Annotated in this window: 22 protein-coding genes; 19 read left to right on the forward strand and 3 right to left on the reverse strand. The window is 68.5% G+C overall.

The window, feature by feature from the left end; all coding sequences use genetic code 11:
* The first annotated feature begins 10 nt into the window (after window positions 1-10).
* The 13 genes from frr (at window position 11) to BUR94_RS06970 (ending at window position 12,355) form a co-directional block, all read left to right on the forward strand.
* Window positions 11-568: a ribosome recycling factor gene (gene frr / locus BUR94_RS06915; protein ID WP_074255485.1), complete on the forward strand. Its 558-nt coding sequence runs from the start codon at window positions 11-13 to the stop codon at window positions 566-568.
* A gap of 177 nt (window positions 569-745) precedes the next feature.
* Complete coding sequence (uppS, locus tag BUR94_RS06920; protein WP_074255486.1) at window positions 746-1,471, forward strand: polyprenyl diphosphate synthase; 726 nt, start codon at window positions 746-748, stop codon at window positions 1,469-1,471.
* Window positions 1,468-2,250: a phosphatidate cytidylyltransferase gene (locus BUR94_RS06925; RefSeq protein WP_074255487.1), complete on the forward strand. Its 783-nt coding sequence runs from the start codon at window positions 1,468-1,470 to the stop codon at window positions 2,248-2,250. Before uppS ends, BUR94_RS06925 begins: the two co-directional genes overlap by 4 nt.
* The gene (gene dxr, locus BUR94_RS06930) at window positions 2,247-3,422 is read left to right on the forward strand and encodes a 1-deoxy-D-xylulose-5-phosphate reductoisomerase (protein WP_074255488.1); all 1,176 of its coding nucleotides are present in this window, start codon (window positions 2,247-2,249) and stop codon (window positions 3,420-3,422) included. Before BUR94_RS06925 ends, dxr begins: the two co-directional genes overlap by 4 nt.
* Before the next feature lie 3 nt (window positions 3,423-3,425).
* Window positions 3,426-4,793 carry an RIP metalloprotease RseP gene (rseP, locus tag BUR94_RS06935; protein WP_074255489.1) on the forward strand — a complete coding sequence of 456 codons (1,368 nt, stop codon included), beginning with the start codon at window positions 3,426-3,428 and terminating at the stop codon, window positions 4,791-4,793.
* 126 nt (window positions 4,794-4,919) lie between these two features.
* Window positions 4,920-5,051, forward strand: coding sequence for a hypothetical protein (locus BUR94_RS21035; RefSeq protein ID WP_281249200.1), 132 nt, complete (start codon window positions 4,920-4,922; stop codon window positions 5,049-5,051).
* Between the two features lie 124 nt (window positions 5,052-5,175).
* The gene (gene bamA / locus BUR94_RS06940) at window positions 5,176-7,539 is read left to right on the forward strand and encodes an outer membrane protein assembly factor BamA (RefSeq protein ID WP_074255490.1); all 2,364 of its coding nucleotides are present in this window, start codon (window positions 5,176-5,178) and stop codon (window positions 7,537-7,539) included.
* 53 nt (window positions 7,540-7,592) lie between these two features.
* A complete protein-coding gene (locus BUR94_RS06945; RefSeq protein WP_175570433.1) occupies window positions 7,593-8,198 on the forward strand; it encodes an OmpH/Skp family outer membrane protein in 606 nt (201 codons plus the stop codon).
* A gap of 17 nt (window positions 8,199-8,215) precedes the next feature.
* Window positions 8,216-8,686, forward strand: coding sequence for a 3-hydroxyacyl-ACP dehydratase FabZ (gene fabZ, locus BUR94_RS06950; protein ID WP_074255492.1), 471 nt, complete (start codon window positions 8,216-8,218; stop codon window positions 8,684-8,686).
* Window positions 8,683-9,480, forward strand: a complete 798-nt coding sequence (gene lpxA, locus BUR94_RS06955) for an acyl-ACP--UDP-N-acetylglucosamine O-acyltransferase (RefSeq protein ID WP_074255493.1) — start codon at window positions 8,683-8,685, stop codon at window positions 9,478-9,480. Before fabZ ends, lpxA begins: the two co-directional genes overlap by 4 nt.
* A gap of 4 nt (window positions 9,481-9,484) precedes the next feature.
* Window positions 9,485-10,426, forward strand: a complete 942-nt coding sequence (locus BUR94_RS06960; RefSeq protein WP_074255494.1) for an LpxI family protein — start codon at window positions 9,485-9,487, stop codon at window positions 10,424-10,426.
* On the forward strand, window positions 10,423-11,571 hold the full coding sequence (gene lpxB / locus BUR94_RS06965) for a lipid-A-disaccharide synthase (RefSeq protein WP_074255495.1): 1,149 nt from the start codon (window positions 10,423-10,425) through the stop codon (window positions 11,569-11,571). Before BUR94_RS06960 ends, lpxB begins: the two co-directional genes overlap by 4 nt.
* Window positions 11,572-11,818: 247 nt before the next feature.
* A complete protein-coding gene (locus BUR94_RS06970; protein ID WP_074255496.1) occupies window positions 11,819-12,355 on the forward strand; it encodes a hypothetical protein in 537 nt (178 codons plus the stop codon).
* 120 nt (window positions 12,356-12,475) lie between these two features.
* Here the strand turns inward: BUR94_RS06970 and BUR94_RS06975 are convergent, their stop codons facing one another.
* Window positions 12,476-12,727 carry a hypothetical protein gene (locus tag BUR94_RS06975; protein ID WP_074255497.1) on the reverse strand — a complete coding sequence of 84 codons (252 nt, stop codon included), beginning with the start codon at window positions 12,725-12,727 and terminating at the stop codon, window positions 12,476-12,478.
* Window positions 12,728-12,763: 36 nt separating this feature from the next.
* Window positions 12,764-12,961, reverse strand: coding sequence for a hypothetical protein (locus tag BUR94_RS06980; protein WP_074255498.1), 198 nt, complete (start codon window positions 12,959-12,961; stop codon window positions 12,764-12,766).
* A 354-nt stretch (window positions 12,962-13,315) separates the two neighbouring features.
* Between BUR94_RS06980 and BUR94_RS06985 the strand changes: the two genes are divergently transcribed.
* Together BUR94_RS06985 and BUR94_RS06990 are read left to right on the forward strand one after the other, a co-directional pair.
* Complete coding sequence (locus BUR94_RS06985) at window positions 13,316-13,900, forward strand: hypothetical protein (protein ID WP_074255499.1); 585 nt, start codon at window positions 13,316-13,318, stop codon at window positions 13,898-13,900.
* On the forward strand, window positions 13,890-14,534 hold the full coding sequence (locus tag BUR94_RS06990; protein WP_139301238.1) for a helix-turn-helix transcriptional regulator: 645 nt from the start codon (window positions 13,890-13,892) through the stop codon (window positions 14,532-14,534). The genes BUR94_RS06985 and BUR94_RS06990 overlap by 11 nt, the downstream gene beginning before the upstream one ends.
* Before the next feature lie 4 nt (window positions 14,535-14,538).
* On the opposite strand, the gene mnmA is transcribed toward BUR94_RS06990, so the two are convergent.
* Window positions 14,539-15,681, reverse strand: coding sequence for a tRNA 2-thiouridine(34) synthase MnmA (gene mnmA / locus BUR94_RS06995; protein WP_074255500.1), 1,143 nt, complete (start codon window positions 15,679-15,681; stop codon window positions 14,539-14,541).
* A gap of 126 nt (window positions 15,682-15,807) precedes the next feature.
* Between mnmA and sciP the strand changes: the two genes are divergently transcribed.
* The 4 genes from sciP to recG all read left to right on the forward strand — a co-directional run bounded on the left by sciP (window position 15,808) and on the right by recG (window position 21,447).
* Window positions 15,808-16,080 carry a CtrA inhibitor SciP gene (gene sciP / locus BUR94_RS07000; protein ID WP_074255501.1) on the forward strand — a complete coding sequence of 91 codons (273 nt, stop codon included), beginning with the start codon at window positions 15,808-15,810 and terminating at the stop codon, window positions 16,078-16,080.
* Between the two features lie 165 nt (window positions 16,081-16,245).
* Window positions 16,246-16,962 carry a response regulator transcription factor CtrA gene (ctrA, locus tag BUR94_RS07005; RefSeq protein WP_074255502.1) on the forward strand — a complete coding sequence of 239 codons (717 nt, stop codon included), beginning with the start codon at window positions 16,246-16,248 and terminating at the stop codon, window positions 16,960-16,962.
* Between the two features lie 142 nt (window positions 16,963-17,104).
* Window positions 17,105-19,360 carry an NAD-dependent DNA ligase LigA gene (gene ligA, locus BUR94_RS07010; RefSeq protein ID WP_074255503.1) on the forward strand — a complete coding sequence of 752 codons (2,256 nt, stop codon included), beginning with the start codon at window positions 17,105-17,107 and terminating at the stop codon, window positions 19,358-19,360.
* Window positions 19,357-21,447, forward strand: a complete 2,091-nt coding sequence (gene recG / locus BUR94_RS07015; RefSeq protein WP_074255504.1) for an ATP-dependent DNA helicase RecG — start codon at window positions 19,357-19,359, stop codon at window positions 21,445-21,447. The genes ligA and recG overlap by 4 nt, the downstream gene beginning before the upstream one ends.
* Window positions 21,448-22,053 lie beyond the last annotated feature (606 nt).

Raw genomic sequence — 22,053 nt, forward strand, 5'->3', positions numbered from 1 at the left:
GGGCAGAGACATGTCTGACGATTTCGAGCTGGATACCGACGATCTGGAGCGCCGGATGGATGGCGCCCTCGCCAACCTGCGGACCGAGTTTGCCTCGCTGAGGACCGGCCGGGCCTCGGCCTCGATGCTGGAGCCGGTGCAGGTGGAGGCCTATGGCCAGATGACCCCGATCAACCAGGTGGGCACCGTCAACGTGCCCGAGCCGCGGATGGTGACGATCAACGTCTGGGACAAGGGGTTGGTGAACGCGGTGGAAAAGGCCATTCGCAACTCGGGCCTTGGGATCAATCCGCAGATGAACGGCACGATCATCATGCTGCCGATCCCCGAGCTGAACGAGGAGCGCCGCCGCGAGCTGAGCAAGGTGGCCGCGCAATATGCCGAGAGCGCCCGGGTCGCGGTGCGCAACGTGCGACAGGACGGGATGCAGCAGATCAAGAAGGCCGACAAGCTGGCCGAGGACGACCAGAAGCTCTGGGAATCCGAGGTGCAGGAGATGACCGACGCCCATATCAAGAAGATCGACGCGGCGCTGGAGGCCAAGCAGGCGGAGATCATGCAGGTCTGACCGGCATGGGATCCGGTAACCATTTCGCAAGGCCGGGCGCGTAGGACTGGGGCCGGGTCTGCGGCCCGGGCCCGAACCTGCCGCGATGCGGCGCGAATCTGGCATTGCGGGCCGGGCCGGGTTAAAGACGGCAAAGCCGCCGCCCGAACAGGGCGGTGCGGTCAGGAGGCCGGCAGTATGGCGAAACAGGCGAGCGAAGGCTCTGCACCGCGGCACGTTGCGATCATCATGGACGGCAATGGACGCTGGGCCACGCGCCGGGGCCGCCCGAGGCTGTTCGGCCACCAGGCGGGTGCCCGGCGGGTGCGCGAGATCGTGGAGGCCTGCCCGGATCTGGGTGTGGAATACCTCACCATCTTTGCCTTCAGCACCGAGAACTGGAAGCGGACCCAGGCCGAGGTGGCCGGGCTGATGCTGCTGTTCCGCCGCTACATCACCAAGGAGGCGCAGCGCCTGCTGGCAAAGGGCGTGCGGGTGCGGTTCATCGGCGACCGGGTGCGGCTGGATGCCAAGCTGGTGGCGCTGATGGACGAGCTGGAGGCGATGACTGCGGGCAACACCAAGGTGCATCTGACCATCGCGCTCAACTACGGCGGGCGCGACGAGGTGACCCGCGCCACCCAGCGCCTCGCCGTCGAGGTGGCTGCCAGCCGGATCCGGCCCGAGGAGGTGGATGCCGAGACGCTGAGCCGGTTTCTCGACACCTGCATGCTGCCCGACCCGGACCTGGTCATCCGCACCAGCGGCGAGGCGCGGATCAGCAACTTCCTGCTGTGGCAGTCGGCCTATGCCGAATACGAGTTTGTCGACACGCTCTGGCCGGATTTCTCGGCGGCGTGCTTTGCGGAAGTGATCGAGGGGTTTGCCGCCCGTGACAGGCGGTTCGGGGCAGTGAAAGCATGAGCGGAAAGTGGGACGATCTGGCGCCGCGGGTGATCGCTGGTGCTGTCATGGTGGTTGTCGGCGTGGCGGCGATCCGGGCCGGGGGCATCTGGTTTCAGATGCTGGCGGTCTTCGTGACCGCGGTCATGGTCTGGGAGCTTGCCAGCATGATCAAGCGCGAGGGCGACAGCGCCATGCTGCTCGCGGCGATCACCGCCTCGGTGCTCTCTGGCCTTCTGGCGCAGGAGGCGGATTGGGCCCTGCTGCTGCTGTTCCTGCCGCCGGTGGTGGGCACGGCGATGATGCCGCGCGAGAGGGTGACCTTCTTTCTCTTCGCGCTGGGGATCATGGCCGCCGGGTGGGGGCTGGTCACCTTCCGGGCGGAATACGGCGGGACATGGCTGTTCTGGCTGGTGATCGTGGTCGTGGTGACCGATGTGGCGGGCTATTTTGCCGGGCGGATGATCGGCGGGCCGAAGTTCTGGCCCAAGGTCAGCCCGAAGAAGACCTGGAGCGGCACGGTGGCGGGCTGGATCGGCGCGGCCTGCGTGGGCGCGCTGTTTCTCACCTTCACCAACGCCGGGCGCGACCTGATCTGGATCTCGGCGGTACTCGCCTTCGCCAGCCAGATGGGCGACATCGCGGAATCGGCCCTGAAGCGGCGGATGGGCGTGAAGGACAGCTCGGCGCTGATCCCCGGCCACGGCGGGCTCTTCGACCGCTTCGACGGGCTGCTGGGCGCGGCGATCTTCCTGCTGCTGGTGGCGATGGTCGTCGATGTGCCCGAGGTGCGGATTTGAAGCGCGTCACCCTGCTCGGGTCCACGGGCTCCATCGGAGAGAGCGCGCTGGACCTGATCGGGCGCGGCGGGTTCAGGGTGGAGGCCGTGACCGGCGGGCGCAACCTGGCACGGCTGGCCGAACAGGCGGTCGAGACCGGCGCGGCGTTGGCAGTGACCTGTTTTTCCGAGTGTTACGAAGAGCTTGCGGCCCGCCTTGAAGGCACGGACGTGGAGGTGGCGGCGGGCCCTGACGCGGTGGCGCAGGCCGCCGGCCGGCCTGCCGACCTGGTGCTGAACGGGATCGTCGGCGCGGCGGGGTTGCAGCCCTCCCTGGCCGCGCTGACGGCCGGGAGCACGCTGGCGCTGGCCAACAAGGAGAGCCTTGTCTGTGCCGGGCCGCTGGTGATGGCCACGGCCGCGCGACATGGCGGGCGGGTGCTGCCGGTGGACAGCGAACATTCGGCGGTGTTCCAGGCGCTGGTGGGTGAAGACATCGGCGCCGTCGAACGGGTGGTGATCACCGCCTCGGGCGGCGCGTTTCGGGACTGGCCGCTGGAGGAGATCGCCCGGGCCACGCCGGAGCAGGCGGCGACCCATCCGAATTGGGATATGGGCCAGCGGATCACCATCGACTCGGCCTCGATGTTCAACAAGGCGCTCGAAGTGATTGAAGCGCATGAATTTTTCGGTCTTGCGCCGGAGCAGATCGAGGTGCTGGTGCATCCGCAGAGCGCGGTGCATGCGCTGGTGGGCTTTGTCGATGGCGCGATGATGGCGCATCTGGGCGCGCCCGACATGCGCCACGCGATCGGCTATGCGCTGAACTGGCCGGAGCGGGCCGCGCTGCCGGTGGACCGGCTCGACCTGGCCGCGCTCGGACGGCTCGACTTTGCCACGCCGGACCCGGCGCGCTACCCGGCTCTCGGCCTCGCCTGGGAGGTGATGCGCGCGGGCGGTCTGATGGGCGCGGTGTTCAATGCCGCCAAGGAGGCCGCGCTCGACGGATTTCTCGACCGCCGGATCGGCTTTGCCGACATGGCGCGGATCGTGGAACGGGTGATGGGCCGCATGGCCTCGCAAACCGGCCTTAACAATGACATGATGAGCCTTGATAACGTGCTGCAAGCAGACCAGATGGCACGGCAACTGGCCCGAGAGGCCATGGCTGAGGCAAAAGAGGCGACGGGCTAGGGTATGGATTTCTTCGGGATCGTGGGAGGCACGGCAGGATATGTCGTGGCCTTCATCGTGGCGCTTTCGATCATCGTGGCGGTGCATGAATACGGCCATTACATCGTGGGCCGCTGGTGCGGGATCCATGCCGAGGTGTTCTCGCTCGGCTTTGGCAAGGTGCTCTACACCCGGACCGACAAGCGCGGCACCGAGTGGCAGGTGGCGGCCTTGCCCTTTGGCGGCTACGTCAAGTTCATGGGCGATGCCAACGCGGCCTCGGCGGGCGCCGACGGCGAGGCGATGGCGGGGCTCAGCGCGGCCGAGAAGCGCCGCACCATGCCGGGCGCGCCCCTGTGGGCAAGGGCCGCGACGGTGGCGGCGGGGCCGGTGTTCAACTTCATTCTCAGCCTGGTCATCTTCAGCGCGATGGTGGCCCTTCGCGGCGTGCCGACCGAGCCGGTGCAGGTGGGCGCGTTGCAGCCGCTGCCGCAGCAGGTGAGGGTGCTGGAGGCGGGCGACACGATCCTGGAGATCGGCGGCACCGAAATCACCGATATCGGCAGCCTCTACGACGCGACCGCCGCGCTCGACCTCACGCGCCCGGTGTCTTACCGGATCGAGCGCGAGGGCGCGGAGATGATCGTGGAGGGCACGACGCCGTTTCCGCCGCTCATTGCGAGCGTGAGCCCGCATTCGGCGGCGATCGACGCGGGCCTCGAGGTGGGTGACGTGATCACCAGCGTCGACGGCGTTGCGATTACCGCCTTCAAGGAATTGCAGGAGGCCGTTCGGCTGGGCGAGGGCAAGCCGGTGGCGCTGAAGGTCTGGCGCGACGGGCAGGTGCTCGATTTCACCATGACCCCGCGCCGCACCGACCTGCCGACCGCCGATGGCGGTTTCGAGACGCGCTACCTGATCGGGATCAACGGGGGCCTGGCCTTCGAGCCCGCGACCGACCGGCTGGGGCCTTTTGCGGCGCTGGGATACGGGGTGAAGCAGACCTGGTTCATCGTGACAAGTTCGATCAACGGCCTGGCCAAGATGATCTCGGGCGCGATCTCGAGCTGCAACCTGAGCGGGCCGCTGAAGATTGCCACCACGGCAGGGCAGATGGCCAGCCAGGGGGGCGAGAGCTTTATCTGGTTCGTGGCGGTGCTTTCCACCGCCGTGGGGCTGCTCAACCTGTTTCCGATCCCGGTGCTCGACGGCGGGCACCTGGTGTTTCACGCCTGGGAGGCCGTCTCGGGCAAGCCGCCCCCCGAGAAGGCGCTGAACATCCTGATGATGATCGGGCTGACGCTGATCCTGAGCCTGATGGTCTTTGCGCTCGGCAACGACCTGTTCTGCGAGGGCGGGCTGTTCTGGAAGATCCGGAGCTGGTTCGCCTGAGCCTCGGATCGCCGCGCCCGGCCTGCCCTGAAATTGCCACATTTCGGGTGGGGCGGGCCAAAATGGTGCCATGATCCGCCCTTAGACAGGTTGCCGAACCAAACCGGGAACCGCAGGGGCAGACCCATGCAAACCATGACTCAAGGATATCGCAGCCTGAGCCTGATCGTCCGGCTCAACCTCGACCGGATGCTCTATGTCGCCACCATCGTGGCTGCGCTCGGCGGCGGCGCCTGGCTCGGCTCGCTGTTCAACTGAGCACAGACAGCTGAAGCATTGAGGAAACAGGCGCCCACGGGCGCCTTTCCGCGCTTTGACACCATGCCCAATACCCGCTAGTGAAGTTGGATAACAAAAGGCGGTAAATTTGGGGACTGTGGGCATGTTTCGAGCACGCGAGACCGGCGGAATAACGGGCGCGGCGAGGGGGCTTTTGCACCGCCTCGCGCTATCACTTTTCACAACATTTGCAGTGGCTTGCGCGATTGCACCGGGGGCGGCCACGGCGCAGTCGTTCAGCTTCAGCCGGGTCGAGGTGAACGGCAACCAGCGGGTCGATGCGGCCACCATCGTCTCCTACGCCGGAATCGCCCGGGGCGAGGCGGTGAGCGCGGCGCAGATCAACGACGCCTATCAGAACATCCTGGGCTCCGGCCTGTTCGAGAGTGTCGAGGTGGTGCCGCGCGGCTCCACCCTCGTCATCAACGTGCGCGAGTATCCCACGATCAACCGCATCGCCTTCGAGGGCAACAAGCGGGTGAAGGACGAGGCGATGGCCGGGGTCATCCGGAGCCAGTCGCGCCGGGTGTTCCAGCCCAGCCAGGCCGAGGCAGATGCCGCCGCGATCACCGAGCTCTACCGGGTGCAGGGGCGGGTGGCGGCGACGGTCTCTCCCAAGATCATCCGCCGCACCGGCAACCGGGTCGACCTCGTCTTCGAAGTGACCGAGGGCCGGACGGTGGAGAACGAGCGGATCAGCTTTGTCGGCAACCGCGAGTTCAGCGACCGCCGCCTGCGCGGCGCGCTCGAGACCAAGCAGGCGGGCCTGTTCCGCCAGCTCATCCAGCGCGACACGCTGGTGGAGGAGCGGATCGAGTTCGACAAGCAGGTGCTGCGCGATTTCTACCTGAGCCGCGGTTACGTGGACTTCCGGGTGCAGGCGGCCACCGCCGAGATCACCCGCAACCGCGATGCTTTCCTGGTCACGTTCAACGTGCAGGAAGGGCAGCAATTCCGGATCGGGCGGGTTTCGGTGACCTCGTCGATGCCGGAGGTGAACGCCAACGAGTTCGCCAATGCGCTGCGCATCCGCGAAGGCAAGGTCTACAACCCGCAGATCGTGGAAACCAACATCAGCCGTCTGGAGCGGCTGGCGGCCCAGAAGGGCATCAACTTCATGCGGGTCGAGCCGCAGATCAGCCGCAACGAGCGGAACCTGACGCTCGACATCAACTTTGCCCTGAGCCGCGGGCCGCGGATCTTTGTGGAGCGGATCGACATCGAGGGCAACGCCAGCACGCTGGACCGCGTGGTGCGCCGCCAGTTCAAGGTGGTGGAAGGCGACCCGTTCAACCCGCGCGAGATTCGCGAGGCGGCGGAGCGCATCCGCGCCCTCGGCTTCTTCGAGACGGCCGATGTGAACGCCCGCGAGGGCTCGGCCCCCGACCAGGTGGTTGTCGATGTGGATGTGACCGAAGCGCCCACCGGCTCGCTCGGGTTTGGCGCCTCCTACGGCTCCGACGCGGGGCTTGGCTTCAACATCAACTTCTCCGAACGCAACTTCCTCGGCCGTGGCCAGTCGCTGAGCTTTGGGGTGGATACCACCAGCTCGGCCAATGCCTTCACCTTCGCCTTCCGCGAGCCGGCCTTCCTGGGGCGCGAGGTGACCTTTGGCCTGGATGCCAACTACCGAAAGTCGGAGAGCGAGAACTCGCGCTACAACTCGGTGACCGGCGTGGTGCGGCCGCTGTTCGAGTTTCCGCTCGGCGAGCGCAGCCGTCTTCAGGTGCGCACGGCGCTTCAGTACAAGGAGCTGTCGGGGATCGACCTGGGTGACGGCGGAACCGATACCGGCTCCTCCTTCATCCTCCGCGAGGAAGAGGGCGAGCGCTGGGACGTGAGCCTGGGCTACACCTACATCTACGACAGCCGGATCGTCGGCATTAACCCCAACGCCGCGATCCGGTTCACCTTCGGGCAGGATTTTGGCGGGCTGGACGGCGAGAACCAGTACATCAAGACCACCGCCTCGATGACCGCACAGACGAAAGTGTGGAACGAGGAGGTGACCCTGCGGGCCGAACTGGAGGGCGGTGCGCTGCACTATACCTCGGGCGGCTCCACCGTGCTGGACCGCTTCTCGCTCAACGGCCGGATCCGGGGCTTCGAGGCCGGGGGCACCGGCCCGCGCGACCTGAACGTGACCAACGAGGACGCGCTCGGCGGCAACTACTTCTTCGTGGCGCGGCTCGAAGCCGACTTTCCGCTCGGTCTGCCGGAGGAATACGGGATCTCGGGCGGTGTCTTCTATGACATCGGCTCGGTCTGGGGCCTCGACAGCACCGGCGGCGGGCCGACCGGCACAGACCCTGTGGACGACGACCTCCACTGGCGCTCGTCGATCGGCGTGTCGATCTTCTGGGATACCCCGATCGGGCCTCTGCGGTTCAACTTCTCGAACGCGATCATGAAAGAGGATTACGACGAGACCCGCAGCTTCGACATCTCGATCCGCACCGACTTCTGATGCCGGCCCCTGCACATAGCCGTTGGGCGGCGATGCGGGCAGGGGCGATGATGATGGCCCTCGGTCTCGCTCTGGGCGGGGCCGGGGCGGCTGCGGCGCAGGACGCCAACCGGCCGGCCTTTTCGGTGCTGACGCTGAACCAGGAGCGGCTCTTTCAGAGCACGCTCTTTGGCCAGCGGTTGCAGCGCGAGCTGAACGCGGCGCGCGCGGAGCTGATTGCCGAGAACAGCCGCATCCAGGAAGAGCTCGAGGCCGAGGAGGCCAAGCTCACGGAACAGCGCGCCGGTATGGACCCGGCGGCCTTTCGCGCGCTAGCCGATGCCTTCGACGAGCGGGTGACCGCGATCCGGGCAGAGCAGGAGGCCAAGACGCGCAGCCTGCAACGCAAGCAGGAGCGCGATCAGCAGGTGTTCAACTCGGCGATCGTTGGCGTGGTGCGCGAGGTGGTCGAGGAGCGCGGCGCCTCGGTGGTTCTGGACTCGCGCGCGATCCTGCTGGCGGCGACCGGCGTTGATGTGACAGATGTCGTGCGGGCAAGGGTGGACGCGATCCTCGGGGATGGCGGCACACTGAGCACGCCGGAGGAGCCGGCGGAAACGCCCGGTGAAACCCCGTTCTCGACCGGCGAGCCGGCAGACGACGGCACCGGCTCGGACTGAAGAAGAAGGAAGACCCCATGAGCGATACGCCCGAGACCGTTGATCTGGAGATGATCCAGCGGATCATTCCGCACCGCTACCCGTTCCTGCTGGTCGACAAGCTGCGCGACGTGAAGTTCTGCGAGAGCGCGACAGGCATCAAGAACGTGACCTTCAACGAGCCGCATTTCCAGGGGCATTTTCCCGGCGCGCCGATCATGCCGGGCGTCACCATCATCGAGGCGCTGGCTCAGACGGCGGCGGTGATGGTGGGCGCGAGCCTTGGCCTGCAGGACAAGGGAATGCTGGTGTATTTCATGGGCATGGAGGCGGTGAAGTTTCGCCGCAAGGTGGTGCCGGGCGACGTGCTGGAGCTGCATGTGCAGGTGACCCGCGGCAAGCCGGGCGGCAAGGTCTGGAAGTTCCGCGGCGAGGCGAAGGTGGAGGGCGAGATGGCCGCCGAGGCCGAGTTTACCGCGATGATGGATATGCCTGCGGAGGCCAAATGAGCGTCGCCTCGACGGTTACCATCCACCCCACGGCCTGCGTCGACGAGGGCGCGGAGATCGCCGGCGGTGTCGATATCGGACCGTTCGCCTATATCGGGCCGGAGGTGAAGATCGGCGAAGGCTGCCAGATCAAGAGCCACGCGGTGCTTACCGGCAACACCGAGATCGGGCCGGAGTGCACGGTGTTTTCCTTCGCCGTCATCGGGGAGATCCCGCAGGACCTGAAGTTCTCGGGCGAGAAGACCCGGCTGGTGATCGGCGCGCGCAACCGCATCCGCGAGCATGTGACGATCAACTGCGGCACCGAGGGCGGCGGCGGGGTGACCCGGGTGGGCGACGATTGCCTGATCATGGCGGGCGCCCATGTGGCGCATGATGCCCAGGTGGGCAACCGGGTGATCATCGTCAATTCGGCTGCCGTTGCAGGCCATTGCGTGATCGAGGATGACGTGATCATCGGCGGGCTTGCGGGCATCCACCAGTGGGTGCGGATCGGGCAGGGCGCGATCATCGGGGCGGTCAGCATGGTGACCCATGACGTGATCCCCTACGGCCTGGTGCAGGCCAGCCGGGGCAAGCTCGAGGGGCTCAACCTGGTGGGGCTCAAGCGCAAGGGCGTGGCGCGGGCCGACATCACCGCGCTGCGCGCCGCCTACCAGATGCTGGCGCAGGGCGAGGGGGCCTTTCAGGACCGCGCCCGGCGGCTCGGCGAGGAGACCGAGAGCGACTACGTGCGCCGGATCGTGGATTTTGTCACCGGGGAGAGCGACCGCTCTTTCCTGACCCCGGAGTAGGGCCTTGCTGGCGCTGATTGCGGGGCAGGGGCTGTTGCCGTCGCGGCTGGTGGCGGCGCTGGAAGCCGAGGGGCGGGAGTTCAGGATCTACGCGCTGGAGGGCTTTGCGCCCGAGATCGACCGGACGGTTGCGACCTTCAGGCTGGAGGAGCTGGGCAGTTTCATTGCCGGGCTGGTGCAGGGCGGCTGCGAGGCGGTGTGCCTGGCGGGTGCGGTGCGGCGGCCGGTGATCGACCGCGCGCGGGTGGATGCGGCGACCCATGGGCTGATCGTGCGGCTGGCGGGCGCGATGGAGCGTGGCGACGACGGCACGCTGCGCGAGATTGTGGCGATCTTCGAGGAGGCCGGGCTGAAGGTGGTGGGCGCCCATGAGATCGCGCCCGACCTGCTGCCGCCCACGGGCGCGCTGACCCGTGCCACCCCCGGCCCCGGCGACCATGCCGATGCGAGCCGGGGCGAGGCAGTGGTGGCCGCATTGGGCGCGGCCGATGTGGGCCAGGCCTGCGTGGTGGCGGGTGGCCAGGTGCTGGCGGTGGAGGCCGCGGGCGGGACCGACTGGATGATCCGCTCGCTGATGCGCGTGCCCGAGGCGGTTCGGCGGGAAGAGCAGGAACTGCTGAAGGGGGCGACCCTCTTCGAGCGGGCCTCCGAATGGGTGGCCGATGTGACCGAGTTTCTCACCGCCTCCGAGCCCTCGCGGCTGCCCGAGCGCGACACGGCGCTGCCGGGCGGCGGGCTGCTCTACAAGGCGCCCAAGCCCGGCCAGGACCGCCGCGCCGACCTGCCGGTGATCGGCCCGGCCACGGTGATGCTCGCCGCCGAGGCGGAGCTGCGCGGGATCGTGGTGGAGGCGGGCGGGGTGATGGTGCTCGATCTCGACACGGTGCTGGCGATGGCCGATGCGGTGGGGCTGTTCCTCTGGGTGCGGCCGAAGGACGGCCCATGAGGATCTTCGTGATCGCGGGCGAGCCTTCTGGCGACAGGCTGGGGGCCGCGCTGATGGGCGGGCTGAAGGCGCTGGCACCGGGCATGGAGTTCCGCGGCGTCGGCGGCAGCGGCATGGAGGGCGAGGGGCTCGCGAGCCTGTTTCCGATGGAGGAGCTTTCGGTGATGGGAATCGCCGAGGTTCTGCCCCGGTATCGCCAGCTGATGCGGCGGATCGGAGAATGTGCGGCGGAGGTGGTGGCCTGGAAGCCCGATGCGCTGGTCACCATCGACTCGCCCGACTTTTGCCTGCGGGTGGCGCGGCGGGTGAAGGCGGAGGCCGAGGTGAAAACCATCCACTACGTCGCGCCCACGGTCTGGGCCTGGCGGTCGGGGCGGGCCGAAAAGATGGCGCAGGTGATCGACCATGTGCTCGCGCTGCTCCCTTTCGAGCCGCCCTACATGGAAGCCGCCGGCATGAGCTGCGATTTCGTGGGCCACCCGGTGGTGTCGGAGCCGGTCGCCAACCAGGAGGATGGCGTGGCGTTCCGGGCGGCCCATGGGATCGGCGACGCGCCGCTGGTGATGGCGCTGCCGGGCTCGCGGCGCGGCGAGGTGAGCCGACTGGCCCCGATCTTCGGCGAGGCGCTGCGGCCGGTGGTTGCGGCACGCCCCGACACCCGCGTGGTGGTGCCCTGCGTCGGCGCGACGGCGGCGCTGGTGAAGGAGCTGACCGCCCGCTGGCCCGGCGCGCCGGTGCTGCTGGACCCGCGCGGCGACCCGGCCCATGCCACCACCAAGCGCGCCGCCTTCGCCGCCGCAGACTTGGCGCTGGCGGCCTCGGGCACGGTCTCGCTCGAACTCGCGGCCAATGCGCTGCCGATGGTCATCGCCTATGACATGAACTGGCTCAGCCGCCAGATCATCAGCCGGATGCTGAAGGTGGACACGGTGACGCTGGTGAACCTTGTGGCCGAGAGCCGGACCATCCCGGAGTTCATCGGCGCCGACTGCAAGCCCGCGAAGATCGCCGAGGGGCTGAAGGCGGTGATGGCCGCGCCGGGGGCGCAGCTGGAGGCCATGGCAATCACCATGGACCGGCTGGGCCGGGGCGCGGAGCCGCCGGGGTTGCGCGCGGCGCGTTCGGTGCTCTCCCAGATAAACTGACTGCGGTCATCTTCTTGGTGAAAATACCTCGGGGGGTGTGGGGGGCTGGCCCCCCACTGGCTCCGGGCAGGCGCGCGCGCCTGCCCCGTGCCTGACGCGCCGCTTTGCCGTGGACCCATCCCACCCTAGACTGGGCACATGTCCCTCCGGGAGAAGCACCCTGTTTCGGCTCCGGTTCATCGCCCTGTGCCTGGCCCTGCTGCCGGGCGGCCCCGCCCCGGCCCAGGAGGCCGAGGCGGAGGGCGCCTTGGCGGTTCTGGTCGATCTCGATCCGGGCAGTCGGGAGGAGGTGCTGGGCGCGCTGGGAGCGGCCTGGCCGGGCACGCGGCGGATCGGTCCGGGGCCTGACCCCGCAACGGAGGGCGACCCGGCGTTCTGGAGCGCGGTGTTTCAGACACCGGGGGTGACGGAGACGCCGCCGCATGGCCTGACCCTGACCTGCACCCGTTACGGCCATGTCAGCCACCGCGCGTTGATCGCCCGGCGCCACCGCGGGCTGCGGCCCTGGCCGGGCGGGGCGGAGGTGCGGCTGCACTGCGAGGGGCACGGGGTGTTCTGGGGGCGCGCGCTGACCGACGGGCTGGTGCGGGGGGCGCGGGCGATGCTGGAGACCTGGGCGGTGGATGCGGATCCGTCGCAGCCTGGACAGCGGAGCTTTCGGGGCGGTGATACGGGCCCGAGAGGCGGGCGCATGGTCAAGGGCTTTTGGCTCGAGGTCAGCCCGGCGGGCGGGCGGCTGCCGGGTGTGGTGGTGGCGCTCGAGGTGGAGATCTTCGGGTTCTGAGGGAGGGGCGGGCCCCGAAGGGCCCGCCCGCCGGCCCCGGAGGAACCGGGAAGAACCGAGGCGCGGCGAGCGGGAGGAAACGGGCGGCGGGGGCCGCGTCGTCTCCTTGGAGGGTGCCCGTCAGGCGGCGTGAGGCAGCGCCATGTTGGAGACCAGCACGAGGGCGGGCCTTGCGGCGGGCGCATTGGCGGCCACGGGGAGGGTGGCCAGCTCGGGGCATTCCTTGCGGCGGGCGGCGAAGCTCAGCACCGGTAGGGGCGCGTTGCGCTCGCGCCCGAAGGCGACGTTCAGCACGTTGCCGGAGCGGCGGCGGGCGAGGGCGAGGAGGGCGGTTTCGCGGTTCTGGCGGGCGCGGGTGGCGAGGTTGGTCATCGGGGCGTTTCCTTGTGTGGGGTGAGGCTGTTGGGGTCAGGCGGCGAGGGCCAGGCCTGCATCGTTGGCGGGGGCGAGGGTGGCAGCCGGGCGCAGGCCGAGGTTCGGAGGCAGCACGGGGCGGGTGCGCGAGGCGCGGAAGTCCACCGCGATCACGTTGCTGGCCAGGGGGCGGGCGATGGCCAGCAGGGCGGAGAGGCGGCGCTGGCGGGCGAGGGGGGCAAGGTTGGTCATCGGTTCGGCTCCTGTGGGGCGGCGGGATCGAGTGCTGTCGGGCGCCGGGTTTCGAGGGCTGCGGCGGGGCGAGTGGGCCTGCCGCACTGGATGAGCCAAGCAGGCCATCACCACGCCGCCGACAAAATTGGCCGATGGGGGGAAGAGGGGGCTTTCCACCCAGGGGACCAAGGTAGACTTCAGGAAAACAAGGGATTTGCGCCCTGGGGTGGAGGCGAAAAACCGGCCGAAACCGCCGATCGTACCCAGGGTGGAGAGGCCGAATTTCGGCCTCAAAGTCGATCTAATTTCATTCAAATGCCGCAGACCAGCCGCATTTCGGGGGCACGGTCGAATCATCAGGAGGGATCTGCCATGACCCAAGGGAAGATGTTTCGAATGACCGCGACCCTGACGGGTGCGGCGCTGCTCGCGGGGGCCTTCGGGGCCGCTCCGGCCGAGGCGGCGCGCAGCGGCATGAAGAGCGGGGCGCAGGTTCGGGTGATCCTCGCGCGCCAGAGCTATACCGACGTGATCGCCAATCTCGAGAACGATGGGTACCGGGTGGTGAAGATGACCAGCACCATGCTGGGCCGGGTGAAGATCATCGCCCAGAACCGCGTGCATCTGCGCGAGATCGTCGTCAGCCGCTCGACCGGCGAGATCAAGCACGACGTGATCCTCAAGGTCTTCAACACCAACCTCGGCGACGGCGCCGCCGCCACCACCAAGAAGTCGCGCACCGGCGTTTCGGTCGAGGCCGGCGGCGGTGGCAGCACGGGCGGCACCACGGGCGGCGGGGTTTCGGCCTCGGTCGGTGGCAGCGGTGGCGTCAATGCCAGCGTCGGCAGTGGCGGGGTTTCGGCCTCGGTGGGCGGCAGTGGCGGTGTCAACGCCAGTGCCGGAAAGGGGGGCGTTTCGGCCTCGGTCGGCGGGATCGGTGTGAGCCTTGGCAACTGACTTTCCCATAGAGTTCGGCCTGAGCGGGCAGCCTTCCGCGCTCGGCCGTGGCTCGGGAGAAGGCGCCCGCTCTCTGCGACCGCTGGCACGGATCGCGGGGCGCGGCAGCCTTTACGTGGCGCTCGCCTTGCAGGGGCTTGGCGCGCTCTTCTTCGTCGGCGACCTCTGGAGCGAGGTCCTGGGGCTGCGCACCGCGCCCATCCCTTACGAGTGGCAGGAGATGATCCAGCTATTGGCCTCGGTCGGCCTGGTGATCGGCCTCTTCGTCTCGGCACTTTACCTGCGCCGCAGCCATCGCCGCGTGGCCGAGTTGAACCGGACGGTCGACGTGGCCTCGGGCAACTTCTCGCAGCACCTGCTGCACCTCTTCGCGCAGTGGGACCTGTCGGACAGCGAGCGCAGCGTGGCGGTCTACGCGATGAAGGGGTTCTCGAACGGCGAGATCGCCCGGCTGCGCGGCACCAGCGCCTCCACGGTGAAGAGCCAGATGAACGCTGTTTACCGCAAGTCGGGCCTCAACAGCCGCGGCCAGCTCATCGCCTGCCTGGTCGAGGAGCTCTTCGAGGGCGTGGCGATGCCGCAGGTGGTGGTGGAGGCGGCAGAGCACCGGGCGATGGGCCTCGCGGCCAAGTAGGGCCTCAGCGGGGCGCGCCGCGCCAGATCCAGCCGCCGCCCAGCACGCGGGTGCCCTCGGGGGCGTAGAACACGCAGGCCTGGCCCGGTGACACGCCTTCTTCCGCCGTCAGCAGATCGACTTCGGCCGTGCCGTCCGCCAGCGGGCGCAGGATTGCTTCGGCCGGGGGGCGGGTGGAGCGGATGCGCGTGCGGATCGGGATCTCCTGGCCGGGCGCCAGCGGCGTGTCACCCAGCCAGTTGATCTCGCGCACCGGCACGGTGCGCCTGGCCAGCGCCTCCTTGGGGCCGACCACCACCTGCCGCTTGTCGGGGTCGAGGCGCACCACGTAGAGCGGGTCGGCGAGGCCGCCGATACCGAGGCCGCGGCGCTGGCCGATGGTGTAGTGGATCACGCCCCGGTGCTCGGCCAGCCGGTTGCCGGCCATGTCGACGATCTCGCCCGGCTCGCCCGCGCCGGGGCGGAGCTTTTCGATCACGCTCGCGTAGTTGCCGTTGGGAACGAAGCAGATGTCCTGGCTGTCGGGCTTGTCGGCCACGGCGAGCCCGTGCTTTGCGGCCAAGGCGCGGGTTTCGGCCTTGGAGGTCAGGTGGCCCAGCGGAAACCGCAGGTAGGAGAGCTGCTCGGGCGTGGTCGAGAAGAGAAAATAGCTCTGGTCGCGGTTCGGGTCGCCGGCCATGTGCAGCTCGGGGCCCCGGGCGCCCGTCTTGCGCTGGATGTAATGGCCGGTGGCCATGCAATCGGCATCGAGGTCGCGGGCCGTCTCGAGCAGGTCCTTGAACTTGACGCGCTCGTTGCAGCGGATGCAGGGCACGGGCGTGGCCCCGGCGAGGTAGCTCTCGGCAAACTCCTCGATCACCGCGTCGCGGAAGATGTTCTCGTAATCCAGCACGTAATGCGGAAAGCCCATGCTCTCGGCCACCCGGCGGGCATCGTGGATGTCGACGCCGGCACAGCAGGCGCCCTTCCTGGCCAGGGCCGCTCCGTGATCGTAGAGCTGGAGGGTGACGCCGACGACGTCATAGCCCTGGCTCTTCAGCTCCGCCGCGACAACGGAGGAATCGACGCCACCCGACATGGCGACAACCACGCGGGTTTCGGAGGGCGGCTTGGCGAAGCCGAGGGAATTGAGGGTATCGAGTGGCATGGGGCCCCGAGTCGGTGGAGAAGAGGGGAATATAGGAAAATCCTAAGCACTCTCAAGGGTGGGTTCATCCCCCGTTAAGCCCGCCGTGCCTAAGGTGCGGGCACTCAGGCGAATGACGAGACAGGCATGTTCCTCAAGCGCATAGATGGCCCCCGCGCGGTGACGCTTCCGGATGGCACGGTGATGACCCGGGCCGATCTGCCCCCGCGCGACACGCGGCGCTGGGTGGCCAGCCGCAAGGCCGCGGTGGTGCGGGCGGTCGAGAACGGTTTGATTTCGCTCGAGGATTGCATGGAAACCTATGGCGTCTCCGAGGAGGAATACGCCAGCTGGGTTCACGCGGTGGAGCAGCACGGCGAACAGGCGCTGAAAGCGACCAGTCTCCAGAAATTCCGTTGACCCGGCAGGGATTTGCGGCGGCCTTTTCAGGCCGGGCCGCACTCCCCCAAAATAGCGAACTGGACAACGCAGAGTTGTGACTCGACACTGTTTACCATTGGTAACCGGCAATTAACCATTGTGATCCATGGTCGTAGCTGAACAGTAGATAAACGGAGCATTCCGATGCGTATACTCTTGGTTGAAGACGATCCCACCACCGCGAAGAGCATCGAGATGATGCTGACCCATGCCAACCTGAACGTGTATTCGACGGACCTGGGCGAAGAGGGGATCGACCTGGCCAAGCTCTACGATTACGACCTCATCCTGCTCGATCTCAACCTGCCCGACATGACCGGCCACGAGGTGCTGCGCCAGCTCCGGCTCGCGCGGATCGATACGCCGATCCTGATCCTGTCGGGCGCGGATGACACCGAGAACAAGATCAAGGGGTTCGGCTTCGGGGCCGACGACTACCTGACCAAGCCGTTCCACCGCGAGGAGCTGGTGGCGCGCATCCATGCGATCATTCGCCGCTCCAAGGGCCATGCGCAGAGCGTCATCAAGACCGGCAAGATCGTGGTGAACCTCGATGCAAAGACGGTGGAGGTGGACGCGCGGCCGGTGCATCTGACCGGCAAGGAATACCAGATGCTGGAGCTTCTGAGCCTGCGCAAGGGCACGACGCTGACCAAGGAGATGTTTCTCAACCACCTCTACGGCGGGATGGACGAGCCGGAACTGAAGATCATCGACGTGTTCATCTGCAAGCTCCGCAAGAAGCTCGCCGCGGCGACGGGCGGCGACAACTACATCGAGACGGTCTGGGGCCGGGGCTATGTGCTGCGCGATCCCGAACCGATGGAAGACAGCGGCAAACGGTTCGCCGTGGGCGCCTGAGCCGGGGGCCCTCGCGGCCGGAGACGCCTCCACGGCGCGGCACCCGTGGAGGTCAGGATGAAGATGCCGACCACTCACCCTCCACTGGACCTCTCCGGGGCGGCCTCCTATCAATCAGGGGCAGTCACCGGAGAGGACAGGGATGCCTGAAGCCGCAGCCACCGAGAGCAGGGATGTTGCCGATCTGAGCCGTGCGGAGGCCGAGGCCGAGCTGGCGCGTCTGGCGGCACTGCTGGCTGAAGCCAATGACGCCTATCATGCCGATGATGCGCCGGTGATGGACGATGCCCGATACGACGCCCTGAAGCGGCGCAACGCGGCGATCGAGGCGGCCTTTCCCGATCTGAAGCGCAGCGACTCGCCCACCGACCAGGTGGGCGCGGCGCCGTCGGAGACCTTCTCAAAGGTGCGCCACGCGGTGCGGATGCTCTCGCTGGGCAACGCCTTCGAGGATGGCGACGTGGCCGAATTCGACCGCTCGGTGCGCTCCTACCTCGGGCGCGAGGAGGGGCTGGCCTATACCGCCGAGCCCAAGATCGACGGTTTGTCGCTATCGCTGCGCTACGAGGGCGGCAAGCTGATGCAGGCGGCAACGCGGGGCGACGGCGAGAGCGGCGAGAACGTGACCGCCAACGCGCGAACCATTGCCGATATTCCCCAAGAGGTGACCGGCGCGCCGGAGGTGCTGGAAGTGCGCGGCGAAGTCTACATGAGCCACGACGATTTTGCGGCGCTCAACGAGCGGCAGGCGGCGGCGGGGGGCAAGCTCTTTGCCAACCCGCGCAACGCGGCGGCGGGCTCGCTCAGGCAGCTCGATGCCGAGATCACCCGCGCCCGGCCGCTCCGGTTTTATGCCTACGCCTGGGGCGAGGTCTCGGAGCCCCTGGCCGACACCCAGTTCGGCGCGATCGCGCGGCTTGCGGCCATGGGGTTCTCGACCAACGCGGATACGGCGCTTTGCAACGGGCCCGAGGAGATGCTGGCCCACTACCGGGCGATCGAGCAGAAGCGGGCGACGCTGGGCTATGACATCGACGGCGTGGTCTACAAGGTGAACGACCTGGCGCTTCAGGCGCGGCTCGGGTTTCGCTCGACCACGCCGCGATGGGCGATTGCGCACAAGTTTCCGGCCGAGCTGGCCTGGACCTGGCTGCGCGAGATCGAGATCCAGGTGGGCAGGACCGGCGCGCTCAGCCCGGTGGCGCGGCTGGAGCCTGTCACCGTGGGTGGCGTGGTGGTGAGCAACGCGACGCTGCACAACGAGGATTACATCGCCGGGCGGGATGCGCGCGGCGGCGAGATCCGGGGCGGAAAGGACATCCGGCCCGGGGACTGGGTGCAGGTCTACCGCGCGGGCGACGTGATACCGAAAGTGGCGGATGTGGACCTCGCCAAACGGCCGGCAGGGGCTGCGCCCTTCAGGTTTCCCGAGACCTGCCCGGAATGCGGCTCGCCCGCGATCCGCGAGGAGGGCGATGCGGTGCGGCGTTGCACCGGCGGGATGATCTGCCCGGCGCAGGCGGTGGAGAAGCTGAAGCACTTCGTCTCCCGCGCGGCCTTCGATATCGAGGGGCTGGGCGCCAAGCAGGTGGAGGCCTTCTATGCCGACGACCAGCTGCCGGTGCGGGAGCCTTCCGACATCTTTACCCTGGCCGAACGCGACAGGGCCAACATGACCAAGCTGGCCAACCGCGACGGCTGGGGCGAGACCAGCGCGAAGAACCTGTTTCAAGCCATTGAGGACAGGCGTGAAATCGCTCTGGGGCGGCTGATCTTCGGGCTCGGCATCCGGCATGTGGGCGAGGTGGCCGCGCAGGACCTGGCGCGGCACTACGGCAGCTGGGAGGTCATGGCCGAGGCGCTGGACCGCGCCCGGCCCGCAGCCCTGGCCCATCGCGCGGGCGAGGAGGCGGCGGAGGCCGAACGGGCGAAGGCGGCCGCCGAGGGGCGGCGGGCAAAGCTGGCGGAGGCGCGGGCCGCCGCCGCGCCGGAGGTGCCGCCCGAGGCTGCCGAGGCCTGGGCCGACCTGATCGGGACCGATGGCATCGGCCCGGTGCTGGCGCTCTCGCTCTCGGATGCCTTTGCCAACCCGGATGAACGCGCGGCGATGGACAGGCTCCTGCCGCATCTCGCCCCGCAGGCCCCAGAGGCCCGCGCAACGGGCAGCCCGGTGGCGGGCAAGACGGTGGTGTTTACCGGCACGCTGGAAAAGATGACCCGCGCCGAGGCCAAGGCGCGAGCAGAGGCGCTGGGGGCCAAGGTTTCGGGCAGCGTGAGTGCCAAGACCGACCTGCTGGTGGCCGGTCCGGGCGCGGGCAGCAAGGCCACCAAGGCCGCCGAGCTGGGCGTGGAGATAATCGACGAAGACGGCTGGCTCGCGCTCATCGGGGACGCATGAGCACCCGGCCGGCGCGCCTCTTCCCGCTGTTCGCCGGGATCGACACGCTTCCGGGCATCGGCCCCAAGATGGCGCAGGCGCTGGCGGGCCTGGCGATCACCCGCCCGCGCGACCTGCTCTTCACCCTGCCGCACGGCATGGTGGACCGCCGCCGCCGCGACACGGTGCAGGGCGTGCCGCCGGGCACGGTGGTGACGGTGGAGGTGACGGTGGGCCGCCATCGCGGCACGTCGCGCCCCGGCGGGCCCTACCGGGTGGAGGTGGAGGATGCCGCCACCACGATCACGCTGGTGTTCTTTCGCGGCGGGTCGAAGTGGATCGAGAAGCAACTGCCGACGGGGCAGCGCCGTGTGATCTCGGGCAAGCTGGAGCATTTCGACGGGGTGGCCCAGATCGTCCACCCCGATCACATCCTGCGGGTGGAGGAGGCGGGCGAGATCCCCGAGCACGAGCCGGTCTATCCGCTCACCGCCGGGGTGACCCAGCGGGTGATGGGCAAGGCGGCGGAGGCGGCGCTCGCGCGCGCGCCGGAGCTGGAGGAGTGGATCGACGCGGAGCTGCTGAAGCGCGAGGCTTGGCCGGCCTGGCGGGCGGCGCTGGAGGCGGCGCATCTGCCAAAGACGGCTGCGGAGGTTTCGGACACCGCGCCGGCGCGGCGCAGGCTCGCCTATGACGAGCTCTTTGCCCATCAGCTGACGCTCGCTTTGGCGCGGTCGACCAGCCGCGCCAAGCCGGGGCTTGCGACACTGGGCACCGGCGCCTTGCAGCAGAAGGTTCTGGCCTCGCTGCCCTACAACCCTACCGGCGCGCAGCTCAGGGCGATTGCCGAGATCGCGGGCGACATGGGCGCCCCCCGGCGGATGAACCGGCTGCTCCAGGGCGACGTGGGCGCGGGCAAGACGCTGGTGGCGCTGATGGCGCTGCTGATCGCCGTGGAGGCGGGCGGGCAGGGGGTGATGATGGCGCCCACCGAAATTCTCGCCCGCCAGCACCTCGCCTCGCTGGCGCCGCTTTGCGCCGCGGCCGGGGTGCGGGTGGAGCTGCTGACCGGGCGTGACAAGGGCGCCGAGCGCGAGGCCAAGCTGGCGGCGATTGCCGGGGGGCAGGCGCAGATTGTCGTGGGCACCCATGCGCTTTTCCAGGATGCGGTGGAATTTGCCGACCTGCGGCTGACGGTGATCGACGAGCAGCACCGTTTTGGCGTGAACGAACGCGCAAGGCTCGGGGCCAAGGGCGAGGCGGTGGATGTGCTGGTGATGTCGGCCACGCCGATCCCGCGCTCGCTGTCACTCACCCAATACGGCGATATGGAGATCTCGGTGCTCGACGAGAAGCCGCCCGGGCGGACTCCGGTGGTGACCGCGATGGTGAGCGCCGAGCGGCTGGAGAGCGTGGTGGAGCGGCTGCGCGCGGCGGTGGCCGAGGGCCGGCAGTGCTACTGGGTCTGCCCGCTGGTGGGCGAGAGCGAGGTGAGTGAGGCGACGGCCGCCGAGGAGCGGTTCAAGCATCTGCGGGCGGTGCTGGGCGAGGGCGCCGTGGGGATGGTGCATGGCCAGATGCCGCCTGCCGAGAAGGATGCGGCGATGGCCGAGTTCGTGGCCGGGCGCAGCGGGGTGCTGGTGGCGACGACGGTGATCGAGGTGGGGGTGGACGTGCCCAACGCTTCGATCATGGTGATAGAGCAGGCCGAGCGCTTTGGCCTGGCGCAGCTGCACCAGCTGCGCGGCCGCGTGGGGCGCGGGGCGGCGGAGAGCACCTGCATACTGCTCTACACCGCGCCGCTGGGCGAGACGGCGCGGCAGCGGCTGACAACCCTGCGGGAAACCGAGGACGGGTTCCGGATCGCCGAAGTGGACCTGGAGATGCGGGGGGCGGGCGACGTGCTGGGCACGGCGCAATCGGGGCTGCCGAGGTTCCGCATTGCCGACATGGAGCGCATGGTGGCGCTGGCGCAGGTGGCCCAGAGCGATGCCCGTGCGCTGCTGGAGCGCGACCCGGCGCTGGAGAGCCCGCGCGGTGCGGCGGCACGGATGCTGCTGTGGCTGACAGAGCAGGACAGGGCGATCCGGCTGCTCTCGGTCGGTTAGCTTTTGTTCTCAAAAGGTTAACGCCGGAATTCACTTCTGTTCGCGGATGTTCTCAAAAAGTTCTGGACAGTCTGTGCGCGATATGAGAACAAAGTGGCAACGAAACGCCCGAAGGATCGCCGCCCATGATCACCAAGCTCTCGCACCACATTCCGCTGCTCGCGCAAGACGCCATTGGCGCCGTGGCCCTGATGGTTCTGCTGGTCGGGGGGCTGCATCTGCCCGGACTTCTCTAGAGTTTCTCTGCGGGGTGACAGTTGCCTCTTGTCACCCGGCTTGCCTGCGGTCCAGGGACCGGGCGCACCGCATCCACCTGTCCCCAACAACGGGATGCGCGCGCTCTCTTGCCTGTTCCGAGCGCCTCTTCGGGCCTTCCCCGCCCGGCGCCCGGTCTCTGCCACCGTCCTAGCCTGCCGCCGCCACCCGACCGGGTGTGCGGCGGTTTTTTTTGGTGGATGGGGCGTTGGAGGGCAATCGGCCGGGTCTGTGCCGCGGGCGCGCAGGGTCTCGGCTGGACGGTCACGTGCCGGTCGAACGGCGAAGAAGCCTCGGCCGAACGGTCACGCGTCGGCCATTCGGCCGGGCCACCGCCGGAGCGTCAAGCGC

Origin of the sequence: Vannielia litorea (genome assembly GCF_900142295.1) — a bacterium.
In the GTDB taxonomy this organism is placed as follows: Bacteria; Pseudomonadota; Alphaproteobacteria; order Rhodobacterales; family Rhodobacteraceae; genus Vannielia; species Vannielia litorea.

What these genes read in the sequence shown, in the direction of transcription:
- ligA (WP_074255503.1), top strand. Translation starts at nt 17,105, where the DNA reads ATGCCTGAAGCCGCAGCCACCGAGAGCAGGGATGTTGCCGATCTGAGC.
- BUR94_RS06985 (WP_074255499.1), top strand. Translation starts at nt 13,316, where the DNA reads ATGACCCAAGGGAAGATGTTTCGAATGACCGCGACCCTGACGGGTGCG.
- BUR94_RS06975 (WP_074255497.1), bottom strand. Translation starts at nt 12,727, where the DNA reads ATGACCAACCTCGCCACCCGCGCCCGCCAGAACCGCGAAACCGCCCTC.
- sciP (WP_074255501.1), top strand. Translation starts at nt 15,808, where the DNA reads ATGTTCCTCAAGCGCATAGATGGCCCCCGCGCGGTGACGCTTCCGGAT.
- lpxA (WP_074255493.1), top strand. Translation starts at nt 8,683, where the DNA reads ATGAGCGTCGCCTCGACGGTTACCATCCACCCCACGGCCTGCGTCGAC.
- fabZ (WP_074255492.1), top strand. Translation starts at nt 8,216, where the DNA reads ATGAGCGATACGCCCGAGACCGTTGATCTGGAGATGATCCAGCGGATC.
- frr (WP_074255485.1), top strand. Translation starts at nt 11, where the DNA reads ATGTCTGACGATTTCGAGCTGGATACCGACGATCTGGAGCGCCGGATG.
- bamA (WP_074255490.1), top strand. Translation starts at nt 5,176, where the DNA reads ATGTTTCGAGCACGCGAGACCGGCGGAATAACGGGCGCGGCGAGGGGG.
- BUR94_RS21035 (WP_281249200.1), top strand. Translation starts at nt 4,920, where the DNA reads ATGCAAACCATGACTCAAGGATATCGCAGCCTGAGCCTGATCGTCCGG.
- recG (WP_074255504.1), top strand. Translation starts at nt 19,357, where the DNA reads ATGAGCACCCGGCCGGCGCGCCTCTTCCCGCTGTTCGCCGGGATCGAC.
- ctrA (WP_074255502.1), top strand. Translation starts at nt 16,246, where the DNA reads ATGCGTATACTCTTGGTTGAAGACGATCCCACCACCGCGAAGAGCATC.
- mnmA (WP_074255500.1), bottom strand. Translation starts at nt 15,681, where the DNA reads ATGCCACTCGATACCCTCAATTCCCTCGGCTTCGCCAAGCCGCCCTCC.
- rseP (WP_074255489.1), top strand. Translation starts at nt 3,426, where the DNA reads ATGGATTTCTTCGGGATCGTGGGAGGCACGGCAGGATATGTCGTGGCC.
- lpxB (WP_074255495.1), top strand. Translation starts at nt 10,423, where the DNA reads ATGAGGATCTTCGTGATCGCGGGCGAGCCTTCTGGCGACAGGCTGGGG.
- BUR94_RS06980 (WP_074255498.1), bottom strand. Translation starts at nt 12,961, where the DNA reads ATGACCAACCTTGCCCCCCTCGCCCGCCAGCGCCGCCTCTCCGCCCTG.
- BUR94_RS06925 (WP_074255487.1), top strand. Translation starts at nt 1,468, where the DNA reads ATGAGCGGAAAGTGGGACGATCTGGCGCCGCGGGTGATCGCTGGTGCT.
- uppS (WP_074255486.1), top strand. Translation starts at nt 746, where the DNA reads ATGGCGAAACAGGCGAGCGAAGGCTCTGCACCGCGGCACGTTGCGATC.
- BUR94_RS06945 (WP_175570433.1), top strand. Translation starts at nt 7,593, where the DNA reads ATGGCCCTCGGTCTCGCTCTGGGCGGGGCCGGGGCGGCTGCGGCGCAG.